We start from the raw sequence: 26,681 nt of genomic DNA, 5'->3' as shown, positions 1-26,681 counted from the left end.
ACCGTTTCGGCACCGGTCTCCCGCTCAGTGGCCCGCCGCAGCATCCTGCTCTACCACGTCCCGCAGTTGGCTGCGCGAGGTCACGCCCAACGCAGGGAACGCCTGGTAGAGGTGTGTGCCCACGGTGCGCGGGGACAGGAAGAGCCGCTCGCCGATCTCACGGTTCGTCAGCCCCTGGGCGGCGAGCCGGACGATCCGCTGCCGCTGCGGCGTGAGGGACCGCAGGGCGCTGGGCCGTCCCGATTCGACGGTCACGCCGGCCGCCCGCAGCTCCGCCTCGGCCCGCCCGCTCCAGTGCACGGCACCGAGGCCGTCGAAGATCTCCCGGGCCTTGGTGAGCGCCTCGCGGGCGTCGGCTATCCGGCGCTGCCTGCGCAGCCACTCGCCGTACTCCAGCCAGACCTGGGCCCGTTCGAACGGCCAGCGCTGGCCCACCGGGTCAGCCAGTGCGGCCAGGAACAGGGAGCCGGCCTCCGCAGGGTCGGCGAGCAGTGCGGCGGCCCGGTCCACGATCTGCCGCAGCCGGGCCGAGGCCCCGTCGCCGACCTCGGCGGTCACCCGCTCCAGCACCGTACGGGCCTCGTCGGCGTGACCGGTCAACACGGCGGCGGCCGCGAGGTCGGCGACCGCGTAGCAGGAGAGGTGGTGGTGCAGCGGGACGCCCGCGGCGTCGAAGAGGCCGCGCAGGTGCCGGTGGGCGGCGGCGTGGTCGCCGAGGGCGGTGGCCGCCAGGCCGGCGGCGCGGCGGGCGCGCACCACCGTCGCGAGTGCGCCGGCCGGCTCGGTCGCGGCCAGCGCCGTCGCCGCGTGCCGGAGCGCCGGCTCGGGCTCGCCGGTGAGGGCGTGCAGGGTGGCCAGGACCGTCAGAGCCCGTACGGAGCCGAGGGTGTGCTCGCCCTCCAGGAACCGTGCGGCGAGCCGCTCGACGCCGAGCCGGGCGTCCGCCCACCGGCCGCCGTCCACGTTCGCCCAGGCCAGGTCGGCGGCGGTCATCCCGGCGTGGAAGGCGTCGGCGTCCTCCCACTGCGGGTTCACCAGTTCGCCGAGCAGGCTCACGGCCGTCTCGGTCTCGTCGAGCACCAGGCACAGCACGCCGAGGGTGTGGAGTTCGGTGGGGAGGCGGCCGGGGGCCGCTGCGACCGCGGGCAGCCGGGTGCGGATCGAGGCGCCGTGGACGAACGGGTCCGTCACCCCCAGGTCCCAGAGGTGGAACGGGTGGGCGGCGATGTCGCTCGTGTCGCGGCGATCCAACAGGTCGCGCAGGCGCGCACGTTGCGCGGTGGAACCCGAGTGGTAGGCGATGCCGGTCGCGATCGTGGACACGCCGGCGCCGATCGCCGCGGGGTGCATCAGTCCGTCCGAGTCGACCAGCGCGAACGCCCTCTCCATCCGCATCGTCAGCATGGCGACGAGGCCGCTGAGGCCGCAGATCCAGCCCGTGGCCAGCGGGTCCTGGTTCGCTTCGAGGGCCCGCGACGCGATCGCTTCCGCCTGCCCGAGGTCGCCGACCAGGACCGAGGCGTACGCCGCGGTGGCCAGCCGGCGGGTCCGGTCGGCCGGGTCGGTGCCCAGCTGGGCCGCCCGCTCCAGACCGGCGACCGCCTCCGCCATGGCGCCGCGGGCCACCGCCCGCATCGCTGTTTCCTCCAGTGCGCCGGCGACCGACGCGTCGGGCGCCACGGTCGCCGCCGACAGCTGCCAGGCCCGCCGGTCGGGGTCGCCCTGGAGCGCCGCGGCCAGCGCCAGGTGGGCGCGCCGGCGTTCGGCGAAGGGCGCGGCGCCGTAGATGGCGGAGCGGACGAGCGGGTGGCGGAAATCGATGCGGTCCGCGTGGAGGCGGATCAGTCCCGCCTGTTCCGCCGGCTGCCAGACCTCCATGTCCGTGCCGGGCGACAGCGCGCCCATGACGTCGCCGAGGGCGGCGCCCTCCGCGGCCGCGGCGAGCAGCAGCGCCTCCCGGGACGCCGCGGGGAGCTCGTCCACCTGGGCGGCGAAGGTCCGTTCCAGCAGGTCGGTCACGGGCACGTGCCCCGTCGCCGGCAGTCCGCCGTCGCGCGCCGCCTGTCGGGCGAGCTCCACGAGGGCGAGGGGATTGCCGGCTGCCGTGTCGAGGAGTCGGCGGCGGGCAGGGCCGACCGGGGCGTCCGGCTGGGCGCTGAGGAGTTCCTCGGCCTCGGTCGGCGGGAGGGCCGGGATCACCAGCTCCGGTACGGACCGGTCCAGCCAGTCGGGGCGGTGTGTGCCGCGGGCGGCAACGAGCAGCCCGATGGGCTCGCCGGCGAGGCGGCGCGCGACGAAGCCCAGGACCTGGCAGCTGCCGCGGTCGAGCCACTGGACGTCGTCTGCCACGAGCAACACACGCCGTGCGGAAGCGAGTTGCGAGGCGAGGGTCAGCACCGCGAGGCTCATCATCATGAGGTCGGGCGGCGCCGGGTCGTCGCCCAGGCCGAAGGCGCTCAGCAGGGCGACGCGCTGTCGCACGGGCAGGTTCTCCGCGCGGTCGAGGACGGGGAGCAGCAGCTGGTGCAGGCCGGCGAAAGCGAGTTCGGTCTCGGCGGCGTTGCCTCGCACCCGGAGCACGGTGGCGCCGGCGGCCGCGGCCTCCTCGACGGCCGCGTCGAGGAGGGCGGTCTTGCCGACCCCGGGCTCCCCGAGCAGCAGCAGCGACGCGACGGGCGCGCTCGGCGCGAGCGCTTCGGCGATGGCCGCCCGCTCGCTCTGACGACCGATCAACTCATGTCTCCTGAACTCGTCCCGTGTGATGCCGCGCGGCGTTCGGCGTTCACCACGCCACGAACTCGCAGGCCAGAGCATAATTCAGCGTGAGCATCGGTGTCCGGGCGGAGCACTCGGGGGTACGGGCGGGCGTCGCCTCAGCCCATGGAGACGACGTAGCCGGAGGTCTGCGCGGCCTCGGGGGCGAGGGCCTTCGGGGTCCGGTCGGAGATGTCGATGCCCTGCTCCGCCACGGCGGTCGCTGCGGAGGGGCTGGCCCTCTCGCCGGGCATCGAGCCGGCGCCGCAGGCGTATCGAGGGTGCACCGCGTAAACCGGATTGTGTGCGTGCGGGACGTGGGCTTGAGTGTGCCCGTGACTACACTGAACGATCTTGTACGACCGGACCGTTACCCGCGCTCGTCGCGCTACGACCCGGCGTGGCTCGTGGGCCTCGACATGGGGCCCAACCCGCTGTGGCTCCTCGAGGACCTGGCCCGAGACCTCGATCTGCGCCCCGGTATGAAAGTCCTGGACCTGGGCTCCGGCAAGGGCGCCACCTCGGTCTTCCTGGCCCGCGAGTACGGAGTCGAGGTCGTCGCCGCTGACTGGTGGATTCCGGCGGAGGACGCGGCGGCGGTCTTCGCCGCAGTCGGGGTCGCCGACCGGGTGACAGCCGTACGCACGGAGGCACACGTCCTGCCGTTCGAGCCGGAGAGCTTCGACGCCATCGTGAGCATCGACGCCTTCGAGTACTTCGGCACCGCAGACGGCTACCTGCCCTACCTGGCGCGGTTCCTGCGCCCCGGCGGCCAACTGGGCATGGCGACGCCCGGCATGACGCGGGAGGTCCGCGACATCGGGTTCGTACCCGCCCATGTCAAGCGGGTGGTCGGCTGGGAGGCCATCGCCTGGCATACGCCCGAGTGGTGGCGCTTCCAGTGGGAGATCACCGAGCTCGTGGACGTCACGTCGGCGCGACTGCAGGAGGACGCCTGGCGGGACTGGCTGCTGTGGGCACGGGTCTGCGCCGAGGTGCAGCCGGACGGCCTGAAGGCCAACCAGCCGGTGATCGACATGCTGACGGAGGACGGCGGGGAGTACCTCTCCTTCGCCCTGGTGACCGCCCGCAAGAAATGATCGAAGGGGCTGCCGCGGCTTCTGTCACCGTCACACCGGCGCGGGAGTCGCGTGAACGAGGACTTGGATCGGGGAGGTTGATGAATGTGGCCATCAGCAGCCTCCCCCGGCATGCCCTTGTCCGGACCGCGCGCTGACAAGCGGTCCGGGTCGTTCACCATGACCAGGAGACATCCGTGCATTACGCCACTTCCGACGATCCAGGCGAGCTGACCACCGACCGGCTCGTACCCCGCAACTGGACCACGAACGAGGCCACCGCCGTCCTCACCGCCACCCGCCGGCTGGGCGACTGGGCCGAGGACTTCCCCACCGAGGGGGAACGCGTCATCGCGGGCCTCTTCGAGGACAACCCGGCCTGGCTCGGCGCCTACGGTCACCGGCTGATCGTCGAACGGGACAGCGGACTCGTCGTCGGCTGACGTCTCTCACACCAGTCCTGCCGACGACAGAGTCGATGGGACGACCGAGTGGCAGGTGCGCGACGGCCAGCTCGTCGTCCCGCCCGGCGACACCAGACACCAGTACCTCGACGAATAGCCCCCACCCCGTCGTTGCAACACGCGGCAAGCGCATCGGCGTCCGCATCGCCCGGAAAGGCATCGCGTCCTCGGGACGACTCGGGCGCCGCAGGCGGACGACCGAGCGGACCACGTCCTGGCTGACCGGCAGGCGTCGCCGGGGCGGGCAGGTCGACCTTGCTGCGGCGCGGACTCGCCGGTGGACCGTCGCTGGCAGAGTCAAGGGCGGCCTGACCGCTTCGTGCGCCGGTCCCCTTAAGCGCCGACGGAAGTGAGCCTTCGAGCCGTCGACCTATCGGTGGGGTGCAGCCAGCCAGCTGGTGTACCAGGGGCGGAAACCGGTGCTCACGGGTACGAATCCTCCCCAGTCCGGATCGATCTGCCAGATCTCGCCGGCGCGGGGGCCGTTCAGGACCAGCCGGATGAACATGCCGCAGCCCCGTTCGGCCAGCATGAGCGTACCCGGGGTCAGTCCATCGACAGGTCCCCCGATCCGGCCGGGCAGGGGTCCGGAGAGCGGGAACGGCGCGGCGAGCCGGCCCGACAGCCGGTCTTCCTCCCACTCGTCGTCCACGGCCGCCTCCTCGCCGGGGCGGGGGACTGTCAGCGGCATCAGCCCGTGACCGGGCCCGGCCGGACCGTTGCCCACCTCCGCGACGAAGGACCGGTACTCAGCTGGCAGCTCGATGCCGTGGGACTCCTCGAACGCCCGGATCTCCGACGCCGCCAGCCGAGGCGCCAGCGCGTACCGATGTGTGTCGGCCCCGAAACGCTCCAGCTCCGGGTCCCGTGCGGCCATCTCGCGTATCCGTGCACGGATGCGGCTCTCGTTCCAGCTCCCCATCCAGCGACCGTACCAATCCGGGCGAAGACCATGACCAGGGCGTCGTCGTTCGTCGTGAGCGAGCGCTGAGCGCCCGCCTCATTGGCCGCGGCGGTGCACGCCGCCTCGGCTCAGGGGCCGGGGCGTCTGGCCGCCTACGGTCGCGGGCCGCCTTCCGGCCTCGGCCCGCCCCGGAGCCGATTTCGTGGTCTGGTCCGCCATCCACGGTCTCACCGTCCTGCTCATCGACGGCCTGGTCCACATCGACAGCCGAGAAGACATCGACCGCCAGGCCGAACGCCTGGTCCACGCCACCCTGGAAGGTCTGTGCGTGGAGGCCGCCCCGCTCGGCAACTGGCCCACGCCCCACAGCACCCACACCCGGCAACGCCCCGGCTCACCGTCCCTTTGACGCTCTGGAGTCCAGCAACGCCGCGGACGGCTGTGCGTTGCGACCGTGAGCTCGCGGCGGGTGCGGTCACGCAGGACGGCGTACCAAGACGGCGACCACCGACGGTCGATGTCGACGGGAGTGGCCGGTGGTGGGCGGAGCCGTCCAGGTCACCGGGTCGGACCCGTCCGCAGGCGCCTTTCGTCCCGGCTCTGATTCACACGGGTCGGAGTCGCTCTGCTCAGGACGGGGAAGGAGACCTTTCGCGTGTCGGGGGCTTCTGCAGCCGAGCCGCGAGTTCCACGGGCAGGGCGTCGCGGTTCGCCGGGGTGAGGTGGATGATCTCGATGTCGGCATGCCGTTTGAGGGCGTCGGTGAAAGGATCACAGTGCGCGTGAACCGTGGCCACGACGTCGATGTCCGCGGCGAACAGGGCGATGACCGCGCTCCGGAACGCCTCGCACGCCAGTTCCATCCGACCCAGCTCGTCGAGGAGCACGAGTCGTCCTGGCGCCTCGTCGCCTGCCGTCGGTAGGAGCGACGGCAGCGCCAGGCGTTCCATGACGCCCAGGTCGACGCCGTATTTCCCCACCCGTGGCGGACCGGGCAGGTCGACATGGGCGAGCACCTCGCTCCGGCCTGCCAGCGTCTCCAGGGCGAAGCCGACTCGGCGGCCGGACTGCCGGATCTCTTCCGTGGTGAAGCCGGTGGGCGTGCGGGCGGGCAGCAGCTCGGCCAACCGGCGCAGAGCGGTTGTCTTGCCCGAGCCGGGGCGACCCTCAATCAGGATCCTTGTCGGCACACTGCCATCCTCTCCCCGCTCCTGGCGGCGGGCCGCGTGGGCTCGGCCGTACGGGGTGTGGCGTGCGGGCCGGCGCCGGCTCCTGCGCCCCGGGCCGACGCGGGCCCGCCGCGCCGGGTCCGCCGGTCCGGAGGGGGCGACGTTGCGCGGCACGTCAGCGGACGAAGCGCCGGCGCCACGCCCGACCGGGCACCGTGATGCACACGGCGCACGGCGCCCGTGCCGGACGGTACCGGCGCCTCTCGGTGTGCGGTCACCCGGGGCGGCCGGCGCCCAGCACCTCCAGGTAGTGCGGGTTGTACATCACGCCGAGGACATTGCCGAACGGGTCCAGTACGGCTCCGGCCCGGAAGCCGCCGTAGTCGCGCAGCGGCTCGTGCTCCTTCGCGCCGAGCCCGAGCAGCCGGGCCATCTCCGCGTCGACATCGTCCACGTGCCAGTACGCGACCACGCCCGCCGGGGCGGAAGGGGTGCGGGAGACACCCAGTTCCTGCAGGTGGTCGCCGAGTCGGAACTCGATGTAGTCGGGTCGTTCGAAGTACGGCTCGACGCCCAGGACTTCGGAGTACCAGGCGCGGGCGGCGGCCAGGTCGTCGGCGTGGTAGCGGAGGGTGGCGAGGCCACGGAAGGTCGTCATGTGGACAGTGTGGCCGTCATATAGGTCAGTTCCCGTCCTCCATCGGCAACTGACTCGTCCGGCCGTGCGGCGAGGCTGCTCGCGCGGCCGACAGAGTGGTCGGCGGTGACCGGACGAAGGCCCGGGTGACGACGCCGGGCGGAACTGGTTTGGCCGCTGACAGCCGCCACGGTCGGGAGCCGGGGCGGCCGTTCGGGCAGCAGGCCTCAGGTGTGGAACGCGCCCGTCACTTCGTAGACGATGCCGCTCGTGGTCGCGAAGTACATGCGCTTGACGTCCGGGGCGAAGTCCAGCCCCGCCAGGGCCGTGCCGCCCTCAAGGCGCAGGAACGGCGCGATGACGTTGCTGCTGGTGATGGCGCAGACTTCGGCGTTGCCGCCGAGGCCCTCGGTCACGAACAGCTCTTCTGCCGCCGACTTCCCGAGGGGGAAGACCACCTCCCGCGGGCTGGTCAGCGGTTCACCACCGGTCTGGGTGGCGTCGTAGTGGACGCGGAGCAGCGGACCGAACGAGTCGACCCTGTAGATGCGGCTGTCGCCCTGGGTGGGGACGTAGTAGGACACGGAGTTCTGTGCAGCCAGACCGCCGGGCCGGTTGAACCTGACCTGGTCGGGCAATTGGTGGCGGACGGGCGTGGTCGCAGCCGAGGGGTCCGGTACCGGCTTGTGCACGACCTGGCTGCTGCCGGGGGCCGCAGTCCATGCGTAGAGGGTGCTGTTGAACATGCGGTAGACGCCGCCGTCGGGTTCGTCCTCCGTCATGAAGAGGGCGCCGGCGCCGTCGTACGTGAGTCCGCCGCGTTTGAACCGCCCTTGTTCGGGGCGGCGTACGGCCGCCTTCACGCCGCGCGGGTCCGTCTCGTATGCGTAGCCGCCCGTGACGCGCTCTCCGACGAGCCAGCCGCCGCCCGGCATCGAGGTACCGACGGTCGGGGCGGTGCTCCCGGTGTCCACGCGGTGGGCGCCGGTGACCGTGCCGTTGGAGGAGAAACGGATCGCGCTCGCGCCGCCGTTCTCGGAGTGCGAAACGTAGATCCAGCCGGTGCCGTCGGGTACGACGCCGCCGGAGCCGGGAGCCGCGTGCCAGACGTACGCCGTGCCGGCGACGGCCTGGCCCGAACGGGCGACGACCCTGCTGGTGAAACCGGCCGGCAAGCGCAGGCCGTTCGCGTCCGGGGCGAGGAGTTCGCCATAGGGGCTCGGGCCGGGCTGTACGGCGGTCGCGGCCTGGGCGGTCCGGCTGGGCAGCATCCTGCTGATGCCCGCGGCCGAGGCGGCTATGGCGGCGGCACGCAGGAGGACACGTCTTTTCATCACTGGAACCTCTACATCGCTTCGTCATGAGGCAGGCATGCATGCGGTGCCCAGGCCCGGGTCCCGTCCGGCCATCCTCACGGGTCTCGAGGACCGCCTGACAGGGACCCGGCACCGCTGTGTCAGGTCAGGGCCACTGCATCGGAACCCGCCGTCTGGCGGTCCCCGGGGGGACTCAGTACGAGCAGCCGCTGGTGGGCAGGGTGCCCGGCGCCTGCGGGGCGAGGCCGTCGTAGAGGTCGAGGAGCATGGCCTGGGGGCAGTGCTTCACACCGCCGATACGGATCTCGAAGTGCAGGTGCGGGCCCGTGGACTGTCCCGTGTTGCCCGACTTGCCCAGGTATTGGCCGGGAGTGACGGTGGTTCCGGCCGCCACGCCCCGACTGTCGAGGTGACCGTAGACGTACGTGGCGCCGTCGTCGCCGTTGACCTGGATGCCGTTGCCGAAGCCGCCGTCGATGTAACTGACCGTTCCCCGGGTGACGGCGTGGACCGGCGTACCGATCGGCACCTGTATGTCGATGGCCGCGTAGTCGTGGTGCGGGTCGTCGAGCTCGCTGCGCGGAACCGCGGTGTGCGGAAGGACGTAGGCATAGTTCCCGCTCGCGCAGGTTGCCGTCTCCGGCTGGGCGGAGAGCAGCGTCTGGGTCCAGCCGGAGGCGTCGACGGGATCGTCGTTGTGGTAGACGATGTCGGTACCGGACCGGTCGGTGGGGTCGAGGTCCTGGTACCAGTACATGCCGTCGGCCCCGGTGACTCCGTAGTAGAGGCCTCCGCCGGGGGAGACGAGCTGTTCGAACCCGGACCAGCCCGAGGTCACGAGTTCGGCTCCCGACCAGCCGCCACCGCTGTCGATCTTGTATTCGAGGAGGCGGCCGTCGGCGGTGTTGGCGATCAGCCGGTCGTCGCCGGAGGAGGCCAGGGTCTTCAGGGCGAAGCCGCCGCCGATCTCCACACGCCGGCCGATGTGTTGGGAGCCGGCGGGCTTGTCCTGGGAGACCAGGTACTGGAGGAGCGTGCCGCCGGCCGTGCCGTACAGGTGGCCGTGGCCGTCGTAGACGAGCTTGTCGTGGGTCCAGCCCGTACCGATCTGCACCGGGGGGCCGACCAGGGCCAGCGCAAGGTTGTTCGTCTGGATGTCGACGCGGTAGAGCCCGCCGTTGGTGTCCGTGACCAGGACGGTGTTGAAGTTCAGCGTGGCCATGGCCTTGGGCGTGAAGCCGAGGTTCGGCCCGATCAGCGTTTTGATCCGGTCGCCGTTCGACGGGTTGATCTGGGAGTACGTCAACCGGCCGTCGGCGAGCGTGCCGTATAGGGACACGGACCCAGAACAGCTGGCGGTGGCTGCCGCCTGGGCAGGTGTCGTGGTGGCGGATCCCAGGCCGAGCGTCATGACGCCGGCGAGCAGGGCTCCGATCACAGGTCGAGACGTGCGGATCTTCACTCGTCATCCTCCAAAAGGGCGTGCGGTCCCGGCAGATGATCAGGATCCGAACCTACGCATGAGTCCTGTCGGGGCGATATGAATCTTCACGCCACATTGATCACGTCCCATGACCGCGCACTGGCCACATCGCCCCGCACGCACCCCGGTTCGACATCGCTCCACGGCCGCCCGCCCGCTGTTCGCGACGGGCCGGGTGTGTCGGGGCGCTCCCCGCAGGGCGTCGAGGACAACCCCGCAGGCTCCGACCTCTCGCCGCGTCCGGCGCCCGAGGACACACCCCGGCGCGCGTGGGGCCCGTGGTAACGGACACCACCGCACTCGGCGGCCCCGTAAAAAGGCCGTGGCGGGCGTGTGGATCGGCTCTGTGGTCGCCGGCGGCGGGCGGACCGTTGGCCGTCAGGCTCTGGCTGCCGCCTCCAGGATCAGAGGTTCGAATTCCCGTCGCACGTAGGCGTAGAACGGCTCCGTCAGGGCGCCGTCGATCACCCGCCGCACCTGACACGCGGTCGCGAACTTCTTCAATGCTGTGCGGGAGTCCGGCTCCACACCGCCGCCAATGATCAGAACGCCGAATTCCCCGGTCTGCAGCATCTTTCGCGCGTCCTGGTCAGTACTCACCCCCTCGGCGTCGAAGCCGTCCGCGTGCAGGGTAGCCAGGACCTCCGTCACCCTGGCCGGTGTTCTGCCCAACACCAGTGTCCTCATGGCCGTTCCTCTCCAGCAGTCGGTACCAGCGCACCCGACCCTAAAACCTCAACTGCACTTGAGATCAATATTCCCGCGGGCCAAAGCCGAATGTGCTGACCACGGCCGCCGCCGACCACCCCACGAAACCAGGGCTGGAAGTGGGCGAGGGGCTGGTTCCGTGGGTGCCGTCGCGGCCACCCCGCTGAGGAGACGCTGCTCGCTGCGCGCACTCGGGCTCACAGCCCCACTCCGCGCGCTCGAACACTTGTGGGGCGGAAGCGCTGTCAGCAGTTCGTGTCCCGCCGGTGTGGCGATCGAGCGGTGCACAGGCAGGTCAGCATGATGCTGTTGAATCCGACGACGAGACCACGGAGAGCTCATGGAACGGATCGTCGCTGCTGGAGACACATCGAAGCAGGCGCAGGCGCAGGCGGAGACCCAGACCCAGATCTCGACGCCGTATGTCTTCAGCGACTGGGAGCCTTGGTACCAGGGGATCGACCGCGCGGTGGGCACGGCCGATCTCGCCTTCGATGCCGATCCGCCCACGTTGCCCACCGCTGTCCCCCGAAAGCAGTACGTCAACGTGCTGCGCGTCGACCTGGGGAACCCGTGCGTCTCCTTCTACACCACGCCCGCAGGGGGGCAGCCCCAGACGACGGCGGGGCAAACGATCACCGGATTCATGGACTCGGCGCCCACCGTGATGGTCGCGATCAACGCGAACTTCTCCTGGCCCTACCCGGCTCAGGTGGGCGACACCTTCGCGCTGATGGGGCTCGCCGTCTCGCAGGGGAACGTCGTGTGCGATCCGACGAAGCCGGCACCGCCCGGCCAGACACAGGCCGACGTGCGCGACCAAGGCGACGCCGGCGCGATGGCGATGTGGATCACGCAGGGAAACCAGGTGACCTTCCAGGTCGTCACGCAGAAGGACAGCACGGCGCCGCCTCCGGATGCGTACACCGCGATCGCGGGCAGCCCGCAACCGGTCGCAGGATGGCCTCCCCAGGTACATGTGGACGGGCCGCTTCTCCTGGTCGACGACGGCATCAACTGCGGGACGCCCCAGTCGAGTCCGGGCGAGGAGATCGCCGCGCGCACGGCCGTCGGCCTGAGCGCCGACGAGCGGTTCCTGTACCTCGCCACACTCGACGGGAACGAGCACGCCGAGTGGCCCTACGGAGGCGGCTTCTACGACATCGCGCAGTGGCTGATCATCGCCGGCGCGGACACCGGTCTCAACCTCGACGGCGGCGGCTCCACCACGATGGCGTGCCGCGGCGCCGACAACAGTCCGATCCTGATGAACGTCCCCTACGGCACCGAGGCGACCCCGGGTGTCCTGCGCGTCGTCGGGAACTACTTCGGCGTGGTCTCCCAGCCGCTGCCGTAGTCCAGGACCCCTCACCCCGCCGCAGGCGGTCGGCAGACCGCAGCGGCGGCGTACGGCACAACGGCTTCGGGCAGCGTGGGCCCCTCCGATCCGGCAGGGGCCCACGCCACGAACAGCAGAGGGCTCACCGTCTGCTGGTGGTCTGAAAGCCGGGGTTCACTTCAGGTGGCGGGTGAGGAACTGGGCCGCGGCGTCCCCAGCGAACTGCGGGACACCGGTGTGCCCGCCGAGATTGGCGTGCAAGGTCTTCTCCCCGGAACCGAAAGCGTCGAACAGGTCCAGGGCCGCCTGCCGGTCGTTCCCTTCGTCGTCCCACTGCAGCAGGACGTGCAGCGGAATCGTGACCCTGCGGGCCTCCTCGAACATGGCCCGGGGTACGAAACTCCCGGCGAACAGAACGGCGGCCGAGATGCGCGGCTCGACCACCGCCAGCCGGGTCCCGATGGAGATGATTCCCCCCGAGTACCCGACGGGGCCGCCGATCTCGGGCAGCGAAAGGAGGGCGTCCAGGGCGGCCTGCCATTCCGGGACCGCCTTTTCGACGAGCGGGAGAACGAGCGCGTCGATGATCTCGTCGCCGACCCGCTCGCCGGCCTCCAGCGCCCGGCGCAGGTCGGCGCGGGCCCGCTCGGCGGCGGCCCAACGGGGCCGTTCACCGCTCCCGGGGAGCTCGATGGTGGCCGCGGCGAAGCCCTCCGCCGCGGAGTGCCGTGCGCGCGCCGCCAGCCGGGGGTACATCCTGTCGAGTCCGCCGGGGTGCCCCAGCAGGATCAGCGGCGCCGACGCGGAGTCGGATACGGAGTCGGACGCGGGAGTCCACAGGATGCCGGGGATCTCACCGAGCGTGAAAGCGCGCTCGAGGACACCGTCGTCGAGACGCCGTTCGGAAGTGAAGTGCATGGTCGTGCCTTTCGGGAATGCGCTTGAACGGCGCTCCCGGACGACCTACCGCCCGACCGTGACCCCGGAGGGGAGCACCCATGTCGATACTGCGTTCACGGGTACCACCTCCTCGTTCTCTTGCACGGCCTCCGGAAACGTAGCAGGGTCGCAGTGGTCCGCCAAACGGTTTCCTGCCGGAGACCCTCCGCCCCGGAGGCTCTGCGGCCGCCGAGAGCTCCGCGTGTGGCCATCCGCTCGTCAACGCCGGCGAGTAGCCGCCACGCCGCCGTCGGTGGGGCCACCCCACCGACACGGGCGTCGGGACCACCGAGGCCGACGGCAGGTCCGGCCGCAGGCGGCGATCACGGCAACGGCCAAGGCCGTGACCACGAGGAGACCGACCCCCGGTCCTCGTGCCCTCTCCGCACCCACCGCCGGTCGGCCAGGGAATTGTGGACGTCCTGGGGCAGCTCGCGAGCGGCGTCACGCAAGCCAGTCGGCGAGCACCCGCAGACGCAAGGGACGAGCGCCCCGTCGACGCGACCGGTTGGCTGACCGCCATGGGGCGTGTCCGGCTGCTCCGGCACGGACGGTCGTCGCTGCGAGGCGGTCGACTGGGGGCCGATCCGTCACCGTCCCGCGTACCGCCGAAGCCGCGCACCGCGATCGACACCCCGCGACCGCGAGACGGCCACTGAACGATCACGCCGTTTCCCACGTGTACAGGTCGAACAGCATGAGCGGGGACAAGTGGAAGGACAGCGGCCGGATGAGTATCGACGCTGGGGTGTGGCTGGAGCAGGCGGCGTGCCGCAATGCGGATGCGGACGACTTGTTCGTGGATGGGGCGGCTCAGCACATGGCCAAGGCCGTGTGCGCCGATTGCCCGGTGAGGCTCGAGTGCCTTGCACAAGCCCTGGACGATCGGATCGCGTACGGAGTCTGGGGTGGCATGACCGAGAGGGAGCGACGGGCGCTCCTGCGACGCCGGCCTCTGGTGACGTCGTGGCGGCGTCTCTTCGAGAGGGCCCGCGCCAAGCACGATCAGCAGACCAGGGCGTGCCTCGACGGCACCGAAGGGTGATGCCGCCAGGCCGCCGCCCACCGTGTAGGGCGCCGCGCGCCCGAAACGCCCACGCGATCCTCTTGCCGACGCCGTGGCCGGGCCGCGGCCCGGACCGCCGCCCTCCCGCCGGCCCACCCGAAGGGGCCGGGGAGGGCCTCGCCCGGCCCATGAGCGTACCGAGCCGGGTACGCCCAGGGCGGGCTCACCCGGCCGGGCGGCTCACTTGGCCAGACGGTCCCACAAGGAGCATTCGTGTGCGGCGTACGCGTCGACGGGGCGGATCCCGCCCGGTCCCGTAGCCAGCGACTGCACCGACGGCCCGAGAGATGACGACGGGCGGAGCCTGGGCCAGCGCGGTGCATCGGCGGTGTTCGGGTTGCCGGTGCGCGCGAAGTTCGTCCAGTAGCCCACCATCCGGTCCGACAGCGCGGACTCTTCGCCGGTCAGCGGTCGTTCGGTGGGGAGGGAGGGGAAGAGGAACGGCATCTCGAAGCCGTGCGCCGCGCCGTAGGGGAAGCCCGGGTTCGCGGGCAGGCCGGCGAGTACGGGAGCGTCCGGGACGTTGAACTCGTAGGCGTAGAGCGGCAGGTCCGGGGCGTGGGCTGCGACGGCGCGGCCGGCTGCCAGCGTGGTGCACGTGAAGGACCGGTCGGTCAGCGCCGCCGCCCAGGCCAGCGCGGGGGAGCCGTGCCGTGCTGCCGGGTACCGCGCCTCGACTGCCGCGGCCGCGGACCCGAAGGCGTCCGCCAGACGGGCGCGGTAGTCGCTCTCGGTGCGGATGGGGAACGCGGCGAGCGACAGGCCCACGAACATCCGCATCTCATCGTGGTTGGTGCCCAGCACGACCGGCACGCGGTGGAAGCGTCCCGACGCCAACGCCTCGTCCGGTGCGTGCGGCAGCAGCCCGTTGCCGTAGGCGGGCCGGTTGAAGGACTGCATCAGTTGTGCGGTGGCGAGACGTTCGGTGCCCTGCTCGCGCAGGCATGCGAGCACCTGGCTCCCGCCACCCTCCGTGCACCCCAGTTGTCGGGCGGCTTCCGCGCCGGCCGCCTGGACGTCGCTCTGTGAGGCGAACGGCTCGTACGTCGGCGTTCCCGGCGCGAGCGCGCCGCGCGGGAAGGAGGTGAGGCAGGAACCGCTCTGGAGGACGGCGCGCTGGAAGAGCCCCGCGGCCGTCGGCGAGGTGAGGTGCGCACAGATACCGAGGGCGCCCGCGGACTCGCCGAACAGCGTGACCTTGCCCGGATCGCCGCCGAAACGCTCGGCGTTGGCCCGCACCCAGCGCAGGGCGGCCTGCTGGTCGGCCAGGCCGAACGGCGGGGCGGCGCCCAGCCCGGCGTGCCCGAAGTAGCCGAAGATCCCCAGCCGGTAGTTGACCGTGACGATCACGGCGTCACCCTGAACCGCCAGGCGTTCCGCGCCGTAGTCGCTGCCGGAACCGCCCAGGAACGCGCCGCCGTGCATCCACACCAGCACGGGCCGCTTCTTCCCGGCCGGCTTCGCCGCGGGCACCGTCACGTTCAGGTAGAGGCAGTCCTCCGAGCCGACGACAGCGCCCGCACCCGTGGGCGCATCCCCGCCCGTACCCGGTGTCGGCATCTGCACACAGCGCGGGGCCGGCTTCGTCGCGTCGCGGACGCCCTGCCAGTCCGCGGCGGGCACGGGAGCCTGCCAGCGCAGCGGCCCGGTCGGGGGCGCGGCGTAGGGAAGCCCACCGAAGGTGGTGTACGTGCCGTGGGAGACACCGCGTACCAGGCCCTGTTCGGTACGGACGACGTTCCCGCCCCGCCCCGCGGCGTCAGGGGCGCCGGGGCGTGCGCCGGCAGGTGTGGTGGTGGCCGTGAGCAGCGCCGCCGTGCACAGCAAGGGAAGGAGCAACACGCGAACTGCGGCTCTGCGGCCGGGACGCGGTGCTTTCGTGGTCGGGGACATGCACACCCACCATTCTCGGGTCGGGGACGGCACGGGGACGAGGCCGCACCCGGCCGTACGCGGTCGCACGCGGGCACACCAGGTCAGCCGGCCGCGCACATGGTCTGAGCTGCGACATCGGTGCAGACCGATGCCGTCGGTGATCCATACGCTAGAACCTCCCGCGCACTGGAGGTTCAAGAGCTGTGACGCAAGACACGTGGAGCATCGGTGAGCTCGCGACCAGAGCGGGTCTTCCCGTCAAGACGATCCGCTACTACTCCGACAGTGGTCTGCTGCCCGTGGCCGCCCGTAGCAGCGGTGGCCACCGGCGCTACGGCCCCGAGGCGTGGGAGCGGATCCAACTCATCAGACGCCTGCGGGCGCTGGACACCCCCATCGCGACCATCACCCAGGTGGTCACGGGCGAGCGCACGCTCGACGAACTGGTGTCGTCCGAGCTCGGAGCAGTACAGGAACGCCTGACCGAACTGCGGTGGCGCGAGGCCACGCTCAAGGCCCTGGACGACTGCGCGGGGGAGGAGCGGCTCCGGCGACTGGAGATACTCTCGCGCGTGCAGAGGCTTCCGGAGGCGCAGCGCACGCTCACCGACCACTGGTACCGGCAGCTGTCCGCGGCCATGCCCGAACGCCGACTCGACATCATGATCGCCATGTTGGCCCCCGACCCGCCACAGGACCCCGTCCCCGCCATGGCCCTGGCCTACGCCGAACTGCACCTGCTCATCGCCACGCCCAGCTTCACCCGCTGGACCCAGGACCACGAAGAGGAGATGAGGGACGGCCCGGCCTTCTACGCGGAGATCGACGAAGCCGCGGCCCTGACGGCCGCCGCCCTCGCCCAGGGGCTGCCGCCCGGGGCGGGGCCCGCGGTGGACGCGTTCGTGTCGGCCCACGCCCGAGCCCGCCGGGAGCTGGACACCCCTGCCTTCCGCGCCTACCTGCACGGGCTGGTGTCGCGGTCGTCGGGTTTCGACCCCCGCCTGGAGCGGTACTGGTCCCGGGTCGGCACCGCCACGGGTGGCCGCGTCCTGAACATGACGGTGGCTCACCGGTGGCTGACTGACGGCCTGTCGCTCTCGATCACTGGCACCGCCCCCGGCACTCCGCCGTCTCAGTGGGGGGTGGTGATACGCCGTAGGGTCCGTGGGGCGCCGTGGTGATTCCACCGCCCCCGCGCCCGGCCGGCCCGCGGTCCGATCACCGTGGTCTCGCTCCCGGGCCTGCTCCGGACGCGCACCGGCGCCGCCGCCCGCGCCCCGCACCGCGCGACTTCCACGACACCGACGTCGAGGTGAGCTGGGATCCGCCCCAGGAGCCCTGGTCATGGACCGCCCACGTCACCCTCGCCGCCGATCACGAAGCACCTTCGCCGGACGCCGAAGGTCAAGCGCAAGCTCAGGAGTAGAGCAGCACGCGCTTCGGAGCAGTGCGAAGCCTGCTCGGCCGAACATCTGACGCTTCACCATCTTGATCCGGTTGACATGGCTTTCAACGACCCCGGAGTTTCCACGGCTGCGAACGAAAGCCGGCGCGTAGGCCGCCGCAGGCGCCGGGGCCGTACGGGCACCGCCGACGGCTACGGCACGCTCGTGGCCTTCCTGGCCTCCGATGACCCCGTCTCTGGCAGCATGCGCTGAGGCCGAGCGGTCTTCGCCGGGCCGGAGCCGCTGCTCAGGGTCAGCGAGGAGTCAGGAGGCAGAACTCGTTGTCTTCCGGGTCGGTCAAAACCGTCCAGTGGATTGCGGACTGGTCGATACCAGGGTCGGTGGCGCCCAAGGCGCGCAGTCGAGCTGCTTCTGCTTCCAGGTCGTCACCGGGGTAGGGGCAGACGTCGAGGTGGACGCGGTTCCACACGCTCTTGGTGTCGGGGGTGCGGAGGAACTCGAGGTAGGGGCCGACGCCTTTGGCGGAGCGCATGGTCGCGTGGTCGTCGGTGACCTCGTGCAGCGTCCAGTCCATCGCCTCTCCCCAGAACCGGGCCATCCCTCGTGGGTCGGTGCAGTCGACCACCACCGCGGCGATCGGCCCGGTGTCCTGGTAGATCGGGCGGGGCTCCAGGACGCAGAACTCGTTGCCCTCCGGGTCGGCCATGACCGTCCAGGGGACGTCGCCCTGACCCACGTCGGCGAGCGTCGCGCCGAGGTCCTTCAGACGCTCGACCAACTCCGCCTGATGGGCGAGCGAGGTGGTGGCCAGATCGAGGTGCACCCGGTTCTTCACCGTCTTGGGTTCCGGGCGGGCGATGAGGTCGATGCAGACGGCCGTGGGATCGGGGTACGTGAAACCCACGGGTTCGAGGTTGGTAGCTCCGGGTCCCTCGCTGTCGACACCCCATCCGAGTGCTTCCGCCCAGAACCGGCCGAGCGCGGAGTCGTCCTGGGCCTTCATGTTGATCTGCACGAGTCTTGTTGCCATGCCCAGATCCTAAGAGCTGCCGCAGCCCGGCCCGCCGGGACCGGACGAGTGATGCGGGCAGCGATGCCCAACACGGCCACCGCATCCCGATCGGGGACGGCTGCTCCACCCGGTCGACGGGGCCTGCGGCGAGGGGGAGCCGGGACTCGCGGAGCCGCCGGGCGGCGGGTGCAGGGCCGATTCAGCGGAGCTTGCCACCCGCTCGGCCACGCCTGTCCCGGCATGGATACCGCCGGGGCTGAGGATGCTGGCGACGGCCGGCCGCCCGAGGCCGACCAGATCCGTTCCCGACAGCGTAGGAGAGACATTGCCCCCCACCCCGAAGGACCATGAGTACGCACCGGCCAGGCGTGCGGAAGGCAGACAGGCCCCGATGGGGCACGGCCGACGCGCGTGGCTGGCGGCGCTCTTGGCGGCGGCGTCCACCGCGCTGCTGCCAGGAGTCACCCCCCAGGCGGCAGCAGCCCACCCCAAGCCTTCGACGGTCAGCCGTCTCTACGTGACCAACTTCGAGGTCGACACGGTGACGGTGCTCAACGCCTCCACCAACGCGGTGATCGCCACCATCCCCGTCGGTGACACCCCGACAGACGTGGCGGTGGATGCGGGCCGTGCCCGCGCCTACGTGGTCAACCGCGAGGACGACACGGTCACCGTGATCAACACCAACAACAACACGGTGCTGACCACGATCACCGTCGGCAACGCGCCGCAGCAGGTCGCGGTGGACCCGCGTCATGGCCGCGCCTATGTGACCAACGCAGCCGACGACTCGGTGTCGGTGATCAACACCGACACCAACGCCGTCGTCGCCACGGTTACCGTCGGCGACTCCCCGTTCGGCGTGGAGGTGGACCCGGCCCGCGCCCGCGCCTACGTGGCCGACCGCGAGGACGACACCGTCTCGGTGATCAACACCGACACCAACGCAGTCGTCACCACTGTCCCCGTGGGCGACGGCCCGTTCGACGTGGCGGTGGACTCGCCCCGCGCCCGCGCCTACGTGGTGAACCAGCAGGACAACTCGGTGTCGGTGATCAACACCGACACCAACACGGTCGTCACGACCGTGACGGTCGGCGCCGGCCCGACCGGGGTGGCGGTCGATCCGGGTCGTGACCGTGCCTATGTGGTCAACTTCGAAGCCGACACGGTCGCGGTCATCAACACCGAGACCAACGTCGTCGTCGACAGCCTCCGCGTCGGCGACGAGCCGGCGAGGGTGGCGGTGGACCCCGCCCGCGCCCGCGCCTACGTGACCAACTCCGCCTCGGACACGGTGTCGGCGATCAACACCGCGACCAACGACGTCATCGACACCTTCCCGGCCGGTGACGGACCGGTCGGCGTCGCCGTCCTGAACACCGGCGGAAAGAAGCGACCGTGAACAGGCCCCGTCCTTAACCGCAACCGGACGTGAACGGCCTGGCCAGCCGTCCTCGCTGGCGGCGGTGACGCCCGCTCGGACAGGAGCAAGGAGGACCAGGACCGTCCCAGTGGCTCTGCCGCCGGTGCCTGATGCGCTGTGCCAGTACGGCGCGGAGCGGGACCGGCTGCTGGACATCGCAGCCGGTTGTGGTGGTACGGATGTCGACTTCACCCCCCGCTCCGTAGCCGGACCGTCCGCGCCTTCGTGCAACCCCGCCTGCCCTGCCTGCAGGAAACACGGCTTGGGGGCTCGAAGCCGTCATCCCTACGGCGCTTGGGCGTCGAGGTAGGAGTGGTAGGCCCGTGCGAGGTTCTCGAGGTATCTGAGTGCCCCCGCCCGCTCGGCCTCGGTCAGACCCTCCGAGGCATGGAAGAGCGTGCCCAGCAGCGGGGCGAGTTCGCCCATGACGTGGCGGAACCCCGTCCCGGTGACGTCGAGGACCTGGCGGCGGCCGTCGTGCGGGTGCGGTGATCGGCTCAGGTGCCCCTCCGTGACCAGCCGGTTGACCGACTGGGTGCCGGCGGCCGTGGTGATCCCGAGCCGCCGTGAGAGCTCGGCCGGGCCGATCGGTGCACCGGCGTTCCTGGCCATGATCACGTGTTCCACGGCTTCCACCTGCGTCAACGGCATGTCCAGCCGCTCGGCGAGGGCGGCCCGCGCCAGCTGGGTCAAGGTCAGCACCTCACGCAGAGCCCTCGACAGCTCGTCCGATTCGGGCGCCCCGCCGGAAGATCCGGACGGGCCCTCATGCGCCGGAACGTGTGCGTCGAAGGGGTCTGGTTGCGTCATGGCCTCAAGTCTGACACGGTAAAAGTCGCTAAGTGACTTAACTACCCAGTGAGGGTGCGCTCCGTGTCCAGAACAATTCCGGGCCGTCTGCAGCCCGGTCCGGCCGATGTTTCCGGGACCGGCCCGCGCCGGCCCGAACGCCTGGCCTGGCTGGTTCTGCTGCTGACCCTGATCGGCCTGGCGGCCGCCTTCTCGTCGGGGCCCTCCGGCGCTGCCACCACCGACTCAGGGGACGGGGGTCTCCCGGCCGCGTCGCAGTCCGCGCAAGTCGCCGAAATCGTCAAGACCTTCCCTTCCGGATCCGTCGCACCGGCCGTCGTCGTCTACGACAACGCCGACGGCAGTCCCCTCACGGATGCGCAGCTCGAACAGATCACCCGGCGCGCACAGCCGCTCGGCGCCCTCGGGCTCGCCCCTGAGGCGGCCCGGCCCGTGGTCCTGAAGGACAAGGTGGCCACGGTTGCCGTCCTGCTGCCCGCCGACGCCGGTGAGGAGCGGAACACCGCAGCGATCGAGAAGATCCGGCGGACAGCGGCCGACGGCATCGCCCGGCCGCTGCGGGCACAGGTGACCGGCGGCCCGGCCTTCCGCGCCGACATCGCCGCAGTGTTCAAGGGCGCCGACACCACCCTGCTCATCGCCACCGCCTCCGTCGTCGGGCTGCTTCTGCTGATCACCTACCGCAGCCCCGTGCTGTGGCTGGTGCCGCTGGCCGTCGTGGCCACGGGAGACCAGGTCGCAGCCGTTCTCGTAGGGGCCCTCGCTCCGCACGCCGGTATCGAGGTCAGCGCATCGTCCGCCGGCATCCTGTCCGTTCTCGTCTTCGGTGCCGGCACCGACTACGCCTTGCTGCTGGTCTCCCGCTACCGCGACGAACTCCACCTGACCGAGAACCGGTTCACCGCCATGGCCCGCGCCTGGCGCGGCACCGCCCCCTCCGTCGTGGCCAGCGGCACCACCGTCGTACTGAGCCTGCTGACCCTCCTTGCCGCGGAACTGACCGGCAACCGGGGCCTTGGATTCGCCGGTGCCATCGGCATCCTCGTCGCCATGGGGTTCGCGCTGGTCGTCCTGCCCGCCGCCCTCGTCCTGCCGGGCCGATGGCTCTTCTGGCCCCTGATCCCCAAAGCCGGTCAGGCCCCCGCGGTGGACCGGCGGGGAGTGTGGGCACGCATCGGAACCGCCGTCGCCGGACGCCCCGCACAGGTCGCCCTCGCCGGCGCCGCCTTGCTCGTCCTCCTCTCGTGCGGGGCGCTGGACCTGCACACCGGCCTCGCCCGGAGCGATTCCTTCCGCGAGACGCCGGAAGCCGTCCTCGGCCAGCGCGCCCTGGCAACGGTCCAGCCCGCCGGCGCGGGCGAACCCCTCACCCTCATCTCCACCCCTGCCGCCGCGGACGAGGTCCTCGCCGCGGCCCGGCACACCCCCGGCGTCGCATCGGTGACCGCAGGGGACCGCACGGCCGCCCATGCCCGTGCCACCGCCGTACTGGCCGCGGGACCCGGCACCGACGCCTCGGACGCGGCCATCGGCCGCCTGCGCTCCGACCTCGCCCGGATTCCCGGGGCCAGGGCCCTGGTCGGCGGCACCACGGCGGAGAACTACGACGTCGAGCAGGCCACCGAGCACGACACCCGCCTCGTGGTCCCTCTGGTCCTGGCCATCGTCTGCATGGTGCTCATCGCGCTGCTGCGCTCCCTGGTGGCTCCCCTGCTCCTGGTGGCGACCGTCATCGCCTCCTACTTCGCCGCCCTCGGAGCGAGCTGGATCATCTTCCGCACCGTCTACGACTTCCCGGCCCTGGACACCACCGTCCCGCTCCTGTCCTTCCTCTTCCTCGTCGCCCTGGGCGTGGATTACAACATCTTCCTCATCGCCCGGGCCCGCGAGGAGACCCTCGCCGGACACCCCACCCGCACCGCGATCCTGCGCTCCTTGTCGGTCACCGGCGGAGTGATCACCAGCGCCGGAATCCTGCTGGCCGCCGTCTTCGCGGTCCTCGGCGTCCTACCTCTGATCACGCTGACCCAGATCGGCATCATCGTGGGAATCGGAGTCCTCCTGGACACCCTGCTCGTACGCACGGTCCTCGTGCCCGCCCTCGTCCTGCTGACCGGCAATCGGTTCTGGTGGCCGGGCCGGACCGAGCAGGAAACCGCTCGGCCCGGCCGGCCGCCCGGCTGACCGCACCCGCGCAGGAGGCTGCCGTACCGGGAACCGGACGCGGCCCCCGCCCCCGGTACTGACCCCCTCGCCGACGACCTTGTTCCTCGGGGCGTCGTGGTATCGACGAGGCCAGCGGCCCGAGGCGGAAGCGCCCTCCGTGGCCGCGCTGGTCGGCAGCGGCATGTCGGGTGGGCCTGCGGATGGCGGGAGGTGTGGTGACCCTCGTCGGGGCGGCCAAGGGGACCGGCTGCGTCCTGGCTGCGGCGTCAGGTCCCGGGGTCCGCCGGCCGCTGAGCGTGTGGCGCGTTGCCGGGCTGTCCCGTGCCCGTGCGGCGTTGTTGGTCGCTGGTGTGGCGGAGGCGGTCGGTCTCGTGGAGGAGAGCGGCGATACGGTCCGCGAGAGTGGGGTCGTCGGGGCGTACGTGCGGTTCGGCGGCGGTCAGCGGATCCACCAGGTCGGCGGGGTCGCTGCCGGCGAGGGCGGCGTGGACCTGGCCCAGGTAGGCGCGTCCGGGGGCGTCGAGCGGGGCGAGTGCGCTGACCTGGCCGGCGAGTTGGCGCAGGTCGGCGGCGTGGTCCCGGGCCCACGTGTCCACTGCGCGTTGGGCGGCGCGCCCGTCGCGGGTGGCCTGGACGCGCTGTTCGCCGGTGCTGCCTTCGGGACCGGGGCGCAGCCGCAGGTAGCGGCGTTCGGCCGCTTGGCGGCTGGCCACGCCGAGCGGAGCGGCGAGGTCGGCCCAGCTGGCGCCGGCTGCACGGGCGGTCTCGATCAGCCCGCTCTCCCAGCCGGCGAGCTGCTCACGGACCTCGCGCAGGAGCAGCAGAGCGGCCAGGGCCTCCCGCGGATCGTTCGGCGCGTTGCCGGCCGGGGCGTGGGCGTCGCCGAGTTCCCGCTCGATGGCGGTCAGGGCGGCCGCGGCCGCCAGGAAGGACGCCGGCGAACCGGCCGGCCGGGGATCGGGCGAAGAAGCAGCGGGCACGGAGCCTCACCTCCACAGGGCTGTTGCCGGGACCGGTGCGCGGTCACCCTCGTCGAAATGTCATCCGTTGGATGCCGGACACGATTGTCATCGTTTAGACGACATGCTACAACGGAGGTACCTGAAGCGCACTGGCACCCCATGCAGACACCTCAGGAGGTTCCCATGCTGATGCGCACCGACCCCTTCCGTGAGCTCGACCGCCTCACCCAGCAGCTGACGGGCCCGGGCACCTGGTCCAAGCCGTCCGTGATGCCGATGGACGCCTACCGCGACGGCGCCGCCTATGTGATCGCCTTCGACGTCCCGGGCGTGGCCAAGGAAGCGATCGACATCGACGTCGAGCGGAACATGCTCACGGTCAAGGCCGAACGCCGACCGGTCGCGAAGTCGGACCAGGCCCGGATGGAGCTCTCGGAGCGGCCGCTCGGGGTGTTCTCGCGGCAGGTCGTACTGGCCGACACCCTCGACACCGAGCACATCACGGCGGACTACGAAGCGGGCGTGCTGACCCTGCGGATCCCCATCGCCGAGCGCGCGAAGCCGCGCAAGGTCGCCATCGGTGACGGCAGCGTCAAGCAGCTGAGGAGCTGAACCTCCCGGCCGCCGACCCGGCCGAAGAGCGCACGAGCCGTCCGGCGCCCGTCCGCCCGTGACGGCCGTGCCGCCCGGCGCGCCCGGTTGCGGCACGCCGGTCCGGGTTGCGACGGCCCCGCCCGGCACCACCCCCTGCAGCTCACGGTCCGGACGGGGGACTGCTCCCTTTCTCCCGTCCGAACCGGCGCCGTCACCGCGAACGCGCCATCGAGGAGCATCGGTCATGACCTTGCGCTGGGACGCCTTCATCGAGCACGTACAAGAGCGTGGCGAGTACGCCTCCCGCGAGGAGGCCGACCGTGCCGCCCGCGTCGTCCTCGCCCTCCTCGGGGCCCATCTCGTCGGCGAGGACCGCGCGGAAGTGGCCGCCCGCCTCCCGGACACGTACGCGCTGATCCTGCTCAACCCCCTCCAGGCACACGAGCCGCTGGATCCGCAGCGCTTCGTCCGCGCGACCGCCGCCTGGATCGAGGGTGCGACCGAAGCCACTGCGGCCTGGGACGTCAGTGCTGTCCTGAGCGTCGTCGCCGACGCCCTCGACGACGACCTCCTCCACCGGCTCCTCCTTCAACTCCCACCCGGCTACGACCTCCTCTTCGGCCGCCCCGGCCCCGACTGACCCGCCGCCCGACCCCTCCCTCCCCCGACCAGTTCCCCCGCCGGGGCCGTCCCCCGCCCCGGCGAGCGGCCCACGCCGCATCCTCGGCCAACGGCTCACCCTCACCGCCTGGGGCTTCGTGAAGGACCTCGCCACCTGCGGCGGGCTATACGGTGCGGGTGACGCTCACCACGACCCTGATGGTGAGGGGCGGCACCGCGTCGGGTTGGGTGAGGCACGCGGCGACGGCCGCCCTGACGTCTGCGCGGACCCGGCGGGCGACGTCGACGACGCGGTGGTATCCGTCAACGATGCAGCGTACCTCCAAGTGCCACTCACCGGTCGGGGCGAGTTCACATCGGACCCCAGCGCCCTCGTGGGCCCCTGTGGTCCCTGGGGCCGCGGCTTCGTACACATGGGAGGCTGCCAGCGCCAGCCGTTCGGCAAGTGCCGGCTGGAGTGCGATCACACCGGGAACGTCGAGGGCGGCCCGGGCCGCGGTCCGGTGGATGGCCTCGCGGTCGGAGGCGCTCATCGTCCCCTCGGCCCGGACAGTCCGCCACTCGCCATGGGGGAGGGGTCCAGCACAGCGTTGATCTCCACGTTGACGGCCGTCACAGCGAGGCCGAGAGCGTGCTCGGCGCTGTGCAGCACGGCCTCCCGTATCGCCTCGGCCCGTCCCCGAAGCGGCCGGTCGAGCGTCGCTGCCACCGTTATGGTGACGACATGCGCGGCGGGGCCGCCCTCCGAGGCGGCGATGCGGCAGCTGGCGGCGCGGACACCGGGGACGGTGTCGGCGGCGCGGCGCAGCACTTTCGCAGCGGCGCTCTCGGCAATGCGCAGATCGTGGTCGGCATCGTCGAGCAGCAGCATCGAGCCCAGTCGTACCTCGGTCCGTACCGCGTTGATGACACGGGTGGCGAGGCTGTCACCGTCGGGCTGCTCCTCGGCGCGCAGAGCCCGGGTCGCCCGGTCCAGGGCCGTCAGCCCCTCGATGGCCTCACGGCAGTGGGGGCAGCCGCTGCTGTGCGGATCGGAGGTGCCGCCCGCGGTGCGGGCCTCTTGCCAGGCACGGCCCAGGGGGTGCCCGCAGGGCAGGAGCTCCGCACCCGCCAGCAGCTCTGCTTCGGTGGGCAGCGGTGTTCCGGCGCGCGCGGTGGCCCCACCACCGGGCCTGCCACCGTCCGAGGTCGGGTGCGGGTCGTCTAGCGCCATGGGCGCATCGCCTCCATCAGAGCGCGTCGTGCGCGAAAGAGCCTGCCGCGCACCGTTTGTTCACTGGTGCCCATCACGTGGGCGATCTCTTCGTAGTGCAGGCCGTGCAATTCCCGCAGCACCCAGCACGCCCGAAGTTCGGGGCTCAGCCGTTGCAGGGCTGCTCTCAGGGCGGCCGTCGCAGCGTCGATTTCGGCCGCATGGGGCGGTGAGCTCTCCGAGTCCGCGGCGGCGGGTTCGGGGACGGTGTCCAGGGGCACGGGGTGGGGCCGGCGGCGCAAGGTGCTGAGGCAGCGGTTCGTCACGATGCGGTACATCCAGGTGCCGAACGAAGCGGTGTGCCGGAATTCCGGCAGGCGCCTCCATGCGCTGATGAAGGCGTCCTGGACCGCGTCCTCGGCATCCGTGCGGCTCCCGAGCAGATGCTGGGAGAGCGCGAGCAGGCGGCTGCTGTGCCGGCGGACCAGGACGGCGAACGCGTCTTCGTCCCCCTCCGAGGCCCGCACCGCCAGCAGGCTGTCGTCGAGGGCACCGGCCTCGTCCTGATCCGTGGCCGCGTCGCCGACGCCGGTTTGCGGCGGGACCCGGTGCGGGGGGACGCCCGCGGCGGGCCGGGGCGAGGGGCCGGTTCGGTTGCGCATCCGCCGCTCGCTTCCTGCCGAAGGCGTCTGGCGCCGCCTCCGTACGTACTCCTCGATGGTAGGCCGTGCGGTGCGCCGCGTGAGGAATGTCCGTCCC

The 26,681-nt window shown here is 71.6% G+C and carries 26 protein-coding genes and 1 pseudogene; 11 read left to right on the top strand and 16 right to left on the bottom strand.

The features are described 5' to 3' along the window. Positions 1-24 precede the first annotated feature (24 nt). Together ACZ4VL_RS13560 and ACZ4VL_RS13555 are read right to left on the bottom strand one after the other, a co-directional pair. Positions 25-2,733: a helix-turn-helix transcriptional regulator gene (locus ACZ4VL_RS13560; protein WP_468199325.1), complete on the bottom strand. Its 2,709-nt coding sequence runs from the start codon at positions 2,731-2,733 to the stop codon at positions 25-27. Between the two features lie 140 nt (positions 2,734-2,873). Continuing rightward, the gene (locus ACZ4VL_RS13555; RefSeq protein ID WP_468199323.1) at positions 2,874-3,041 is read right to left on the bottom strand and encodes a hypothetical protein; all 168 of its coding nucleotides are present in this window, start codon (positions 3,039-3,041) and stop codon (positions 2,874-2,876) included. A 48-nt stretch (positions 3,042-3,089) separates the two neighbouring features. Between ACZ4VL_RS13555 and ACZ4VL_RS13550 the strand changes: the two genes are divergently transcribed. From ACZ4VL_RS13550 to ACZ4VL_RS13540, 3 genes and pseudogenes are all read left to right on the top strand, one after another. Continuing rightward, positions 3,090-3,854 carry an SAM-dependent methyltransferase gene (locus ACZ4VL_RS13550; protein WP_468199320.1) on the top strand — a complete coding sequence of 255 codons (765 nt, stop codon included), beginning with the start codon at positions 3,090-3,092 and terminating at the stop codon, positions 3,852-3,854. A gap of 176 nt (positions 3,855-4,030) precedes the next feature. Continuing rightward, a complete protein-coding gene (locus tag ACZ4VL_RS13545; protein ID WP_468199318.1) occupies positions 4,031-4,276 on the top strand; it encodes a hypothetical protein in 246 nt (81 codons plus the stop codon). Between the two features lie 143 nt (positions 4,277-4,419). Then, a pseudogene (locus ACZ4VL_RS13540) lies at positions 4,420-4,533 on the top strand (IS5/IS1182 family transposase); the annotation flags it as partial. Between the two features lie 134 nt (positions 4,534-4,667). Here ACZ4VL_RS13540 and ACZ4VL_RS13535 read toward each other — a convergent pair. Then, positions 4,668-5,219, bottom strand: coding sequence for an SMI1/KNR4 family protein (locus tag ACZ4VL_RS13535; RefSeq protein ID WP_468199316.1), 552 nt, complete (start codon positions 5,217-5,219; stop codon positions 4,668-4,670). A gap of 184 nt (positions 5,220-5,403) precedes the next feature. On the opposite strand from ACZ4VL_RS13535, the gene ACZ4VL_RS13530 reads away from it, so the two are divergent. Continuing rightward, entirely contained in the window at positions 5,404-5,610 is a 207-nt protein-coding gene (locus ACZ4VL_RS13530) for a hypothetical protein (protein WP_468199315.1), read from the top strand. A 220-nt stretch (positions 5,611-5,830) separates the two neighbouring features. Here the strand turns inward: ACZ4VL_RS13530 and ACZ4VL_RS13525 are convergent, their stop codons facing one another. The 5 genes from ACZ4VL_RS13525 to ACZ4VL_RS13505 all read right to left on the bottom strand — a co-directional run bounded on the left by ACZ4VL_RS13525 (position 5,831) and on the right by ACZ4VL_RS13505 (position 10,493). Then, positions 5,831-6,391 (bottom strand): nucleoside-triphosphatase, encoded by a 561-nt coding sequence (locus ACZ4VL_RS13525; protein WP_468199313.1) that lies wholly within the window; start codon positions 6,389-6,391, stop codon positions 5,831-5,833. A gap of 253 nt (positions 6,392-6,644) precedes the next feature. After that, positions 6,645-7,028, bottom strand: coding sequence for a VOC family protein (locus tag ACZ4VL_RS13520; protein WP_468199311.1), 384 nt, complete (start codon positions 7,026-7,028; stop codon positions 6,645-6,647). Between the two features lie 206 nt (positions 7,029-7,234). Then, on the bottom strand, positions 7,235-8,341 hold the full coding sequence (locus ACZ4VL_RS13515; RefSeq protein ID WP_468199309.1) for a translocation protein TolB: 1,107 nt from the start codon (positions 8,339-8,341) through the stop codon (positions 7,235-7,237). A 175-nt stretch (positions 8,342-8,516) separates the two neighbouring features. Next, positions 8,517-9,734 (bottom strand): M23 family metallopeptidase, encoded by a 1,218-nt coding sequence (locus ACZ4VL_RS13510; RefSeq protein WP_468199456.1) that lies wholly within the window; start codon positions 9,732-9,734, stop codon positions 8,517-8,519. A gap of 450 nt (positions 9,735-10,184) precedes the next feature. Continuing rightward, entirely contained in the window at positions 10,185-10,493 is a 309-nt protein-coding gene (locus ACZ4VL_RS13505) for a hypothetical protein (protein WP_468199307.1), read from the bottom strand. A 361-nt stretch (positions 10,494-10,854) separates the two neighbouring features. Here ACZ4VL_RS13505 and ACZ4VL_RS13500 point away from each other — a divergent pair, with 361 nt between their 5' ends. Continuing rightward, on the top strand, positions 10,855-11,871 hold the full coding sequence (locus tag ACZ4VL_RS13500; RefSeq protein WP_468199305.1) for a phosphodiester glycosidase family protein: 1,017 nt from the start codon (positions 10,855-10,857) through the stop codon (positions 11,869-11,871). A gap of 156 nt (positions 11,872-12,027) precedes the next feature. Here the strand turns inward: ACZ4VL_RS13500 and ACZ4VL_RS13495 are convergent, their stop codons facing one another. Beyond that, positions 12,028-12,771 (bottom strand): dienelactone hydrolase family protein, encoded by a 744-nt coding sequence (locus tag ACZ4VL_RS13495; RefSeq protein ID WP_468199303.1) that lies wholly within the window; start codon positions 12,769-12,771, stop codon positions 12,028-12,030. A 718-nt stretch (positions 12,772-13,489) separates the two neighbouring features. Between ACZ4VL_RS13495 and ACZ4VL_RS13490 the strand changes: the two genes are divergently transcribed. Further along, entirely contained in the window at positions 13,490-13,837 is a 348-nt protein-coding gene (locus ACZ4VL_RS13490) for a WhiB family transcriptional regulator (protein ID WP_468199301.1), read from the top strand. Between the two features lie 201 nt (positions 13,838-14,038). On the opposite strand, the gene ACZ4VL_RS13485 is transcribed toward ACZ4VL_RS13490, so the two are convergent. Beyond that, positions 14,039-15,700: a carboxylesterase/lipase family protein gene (locus tag ACZ4VL_RS13485; RefSeq protein WP_468199299.1), complete on the bottom strand. Its 1,662-nt coding sequence runs from the start codon at positions 15,698-15,700 to the stop codon at positions 14,039-14,041. Between the two features lie 236 nt (positions 15,701-15,936). On the opposite strand from ACZ4VL_RS13485, the gene ACZ4VL_RS13480 reads away from it, so the two are divergent. After that, the gene (locus ACZ4VL_RS13480) at positions 15,937-16,914 is read left to right on the top strand and encodes a MerR family transcriptional regulator (RefSeq protein WP_468199296.1); all 978 of its coding nucleotides are present in this window, start codon (positions 15,937-15,939) and stop codon (positions 16,912-16,914) included. 517 nt (positions 16,915-17,431) lie between these two features. Here ACZ4VL_RS13480 and ACZ4VL_RS13475 read toward each other — a convergent pair. Continuing rightward, the gene (locus ACZ4VL_RS13475) at positions 17,432-18,169 is read right to left on the bottom strand and encodes a VOC family protein (protein WP_468199294.1); all 738 of its coding nucleotides are present in this window, start codon (positions 18,167-18,169) and stop codon (positions 17,432-17,434) included. A gap of 373 nt (positions 18,170-18,542) precedes the next feature. On the opposite strand from ACZ4VL_RS13475, the gene ACZ4VL_RS13470 reads away from it, so the two are divergent. Further along, positions 18,543-19,556 (top strand): beta-propeller fold lactonase family protein, encoded by a 1,014-nt coding sequence (locus ACZ4VL_RS13470; RefSeq protein ID WP_468199292.1) that lies wholly within the window; start codon positions 18,543-18,545, stop codon positions 19,554-19,556. Between the two features lie 306 nt (positions 19,557-19,862). On the opposite strand, the gene ACZ4VL_RS13465 is transcribed toward ACZ4VL_RS13470, so the two are convergent. Next, positions 19,863-20,387, bottom strand: coding sequence for a MarR family winged helix-turn-helix transcriptional regulator (locus ACZ4VL_RS13465; RefSeq protein ID WP_468199290.1), 525 nt, complete (start codon positions 20,385-20,387; stop codon positions 19,863-19,865). Positions 20,388-20,450: 63 nt separating this feature from the next. Here ACZ4VL_RS13465 and ACZ4VL_RS13460 point away from each other — a divergent pair, with 63 nt between their 5' ends. Beyond that, on the top strand, positions 20,451-22,571 hold the full coding sequence (locus ACZ4VL_RS13460) for an MMPL family transporter (protein WP_468199289.1): 2,121 nt from the start codon (positions 20,451-20,453) through the stop codon (positions 22,569-22,571). 248 nt (positions 22,572-22,819) lie between these two features. On the opposite strand, the gene ACZ4VL_RS13455 is transcribed toward ACZ4VL_RS13460, so the two are convergent. Then, complete coding sequence (locus tag ACZ4VL_RS13455) at positions 22,820-23,533, bottom strand: hypothetical protein (protein ID WP_468199286.1); 714 nt, start codon at positions 23,531-23,533, stop codon at positions 22,820-22,822. A gap of 165 nt (positions 23,534-23,698) precedes the next feature. Here ACZ4VL_RS13455 and ACZ4VL_RS13450 point away from each other — a divergent pair, with 165 nt between their 5' ends. Both ACZ4VL_RS13450 and ACZ4VL_RS13445 read left to right on the top strand, forming a co-directional pair. Continuing rightward, positions 23,699-24,127, top strand: coding sequence for an Hsp20/alpha crystallin family protein (locus ACZ4VL_RS13450; protein WP_468199284.1), 429 nt, complete (start codon positions 23,699-23,701; stop codon positions 24,125-24,127). A 226-nt stretch (positions 24,128-24,353) separates the two neighbouring features. Continuing rightward, the gene (locus ACZ4VL_RS13445) at positions 24,354-24,749 is read left to right on the top strand and encodes a DUF2267 domain-containing protein (RefSeq protein ID WP_468199282.1); all 396 of its coding nucleotides are present in this window, start codon (positions 24,354-24,356) and stop codon (positions 24,747-24,749) included. A gap of 145 nt (positions 24,750-24,894) precedes the next feature. Here the strand turns inward: ACZ4VL_RS13445 and ACZ4VL_RS13440 are convergent, their stop codons facing one another. The 3 genes from ACZ4VL_RS13440 to ACZ4VL_RS13430 are packed head-to-tail and all read right to left on the bottom strand — an operon-like array spanning position 24,895 to position 26,584. Then, on the bottom strand, positions 24,895-25,263 hold the full coding sequence (locus tag ACZ4VL_RS13440; RefSeq protein ID WP_468199280.1) for a hypothetical protein: 369 nt from the start codon (positions 25,261-25,263) through the stop codon (positions 24,895-24,897). After that, on the bottom strand, positions 25,260-25,943 hold the full coding sequence (locus ACZ4VL_RS13435; protein ID WP_468199278.1) for an Asp23/Gls24 family envelope stress response protein: 684 nt from the start codon (positions 25,941-25,943) through the stop codon (positions 25,260-25,262). Before ACZ4VL_RS13435 ends, ACZ4VL_RS13440 begins: the two co-directional genes overlap by 4 nt. Continuing rightward, a complete protein-coding gene (locus ACZ4VL_RS13430) occupies positions 25,934-26,584 on the bottom strand; it encodes an RNA polymerase sigma factor (protein WP_468199276.1) in 651 nt (216 codons plus the stop codon). Before ACZ4VL_RS13430 ends, ACZ4VL_RS13435 begins: the two co-directional genes overlap by 10 nt. Between the last annotated feature and the right edge of the window lie 97 nt (positions 26,585-26,681).

The organism is Streptomyces sp. NPDC029014 (genome assembly GCF_055564695.1).
The sequence above is the reverse complement of the archived record's forward strand: the minus strand, read 5'-3'. Positions and strand labels throughout refer to the sequence as shown.

What these genes read in the sequence shown, in the direction of transcription:
- ACZ4VL_RS13475 (WP_468199294.1), bottom strand. Translation starts at nt 18,169, where the DNA reads ATGGCAACAAGACTCGTGCAGATCAACATGAAGGCCCAGGACGACTCC.
- ACZ4VL_RS13430 (WP_468199276.1), bottom strand. Translation starts at nt 26,584, where the DNA reads ATGCGCAACCGAACCGGCCCCTCGCCCCGGCCCGCCGCGGGCGTCCCC.
- ACZ4VL_RS13435 (WP_468199278.1), bottom strand. Translation starts at nt 25,943, where the DNA reads ATGGCGCTAGACGACCCGCACCCGACCTCGGACGGTGGCAGGCCCGGT.
- ACZ4VL_RS13440 (WP_468199280.1), bottom strand. Translation starts at nt 25,263, where the DNA reads ATGAGCGCCTCCGACCGCGAGGCCATCCACCGGACCGCGGCCCGGGCC.
- ACZ4VL_RS13500 (WP_468199305.1), top strand. Translation starts at nt 10,855, where the DNA reads ATGGAACGGATCGTCGCTGCTGGAGACACATCGAAGCAGGCGCAGGCG.
- ACZ4VL_RS13445 (WP_468199282.1), top strand. Translation starts at nt 24,354, where the DNA reads ATGACCTTGCGCTGGGACGCCTTCATCGAGCACGTACAAGAGCGTGGC.
- ACZ4VL_RS13510 (WP_468199456.1), bottom strand. Translation starts at nt 9,734, where the DNA reads ATGACGCTCGGCCTGGGATCCGCCACCACGACACCTGCCCAGGCGGCA.
- ACZ4VL_RS13535 (WP_468199316.1), bottom strand. Translation starts at nt 5,219, where the DNA reads ATGGGGAGCTGGAACGAGAGCCGCATCCGTGCACGGATACGCGAGATG.
- ACZ4VL_RS13495 (WP_468199303.1), bottom strand. Translation starts at nt 12,771, where the DNA reads ATGCACTTCACTTCCGAACGGCGTCTCGACGACGGTGTCCTCGAGCGC.
- ACZ4VL_RS13465 (WP_468199290.1), bottom strand. Translation starts at nt 20,387, where the DNA reads ATGACGCAACCAGACCCCTTCGACGCACACGTTCCGGCGCATGAGGGC.
- ACZ4VL_RS13515 (WP_468199309.1), bottom strand. Translation starts at nt 8,341, where the DNA reads ATGAAAAGACGTGTCCTCCTGCGTGCCGCCGCCATAGCCGCCTCGGCC.
- ACZ4VL_RS13490 (WP_468199301.1), top strand. Translation starts at nt 13,490, where the DNA reads ATGAGCGGGGACAAGTGGAAGGACAGCGGCCGGATGAGTATCGACGCT.
- ACZ4VL_RS13450 (WP_468199284.1), top strand. Translation starts at nt 23,699, where the DNA reads ATGCTGATGCGCACCGACCCCTTCCGTGAGCTCGACCGCCTCACCCAG.
- ACZ4VL_RS13505 (WP_468199307.1), bottom strand. Translation starts at nt 10,493, where the DNA reads ATGAGGACACTGGTGTTGGGCAGAACACCGGCCAGGGTGACGGAGGTC.
- ACZ4VL_RS13520 (WP_468199311.1), bottom strand. Translation starts at nt 7,028, where the DNA reads ATGACGACCTTCCGTGGCCTCGCCACCCTCCGCTACCACGCCGACGAC.
- ACZ4VL_RS13470 (WP_468199292.1), top strand. Translation starts at nt 18,543, where the DNA reads ATGGGGCACGGCCGACGCGCGTGGCTGGCGGCGCTCTTGGCGGCGGCG.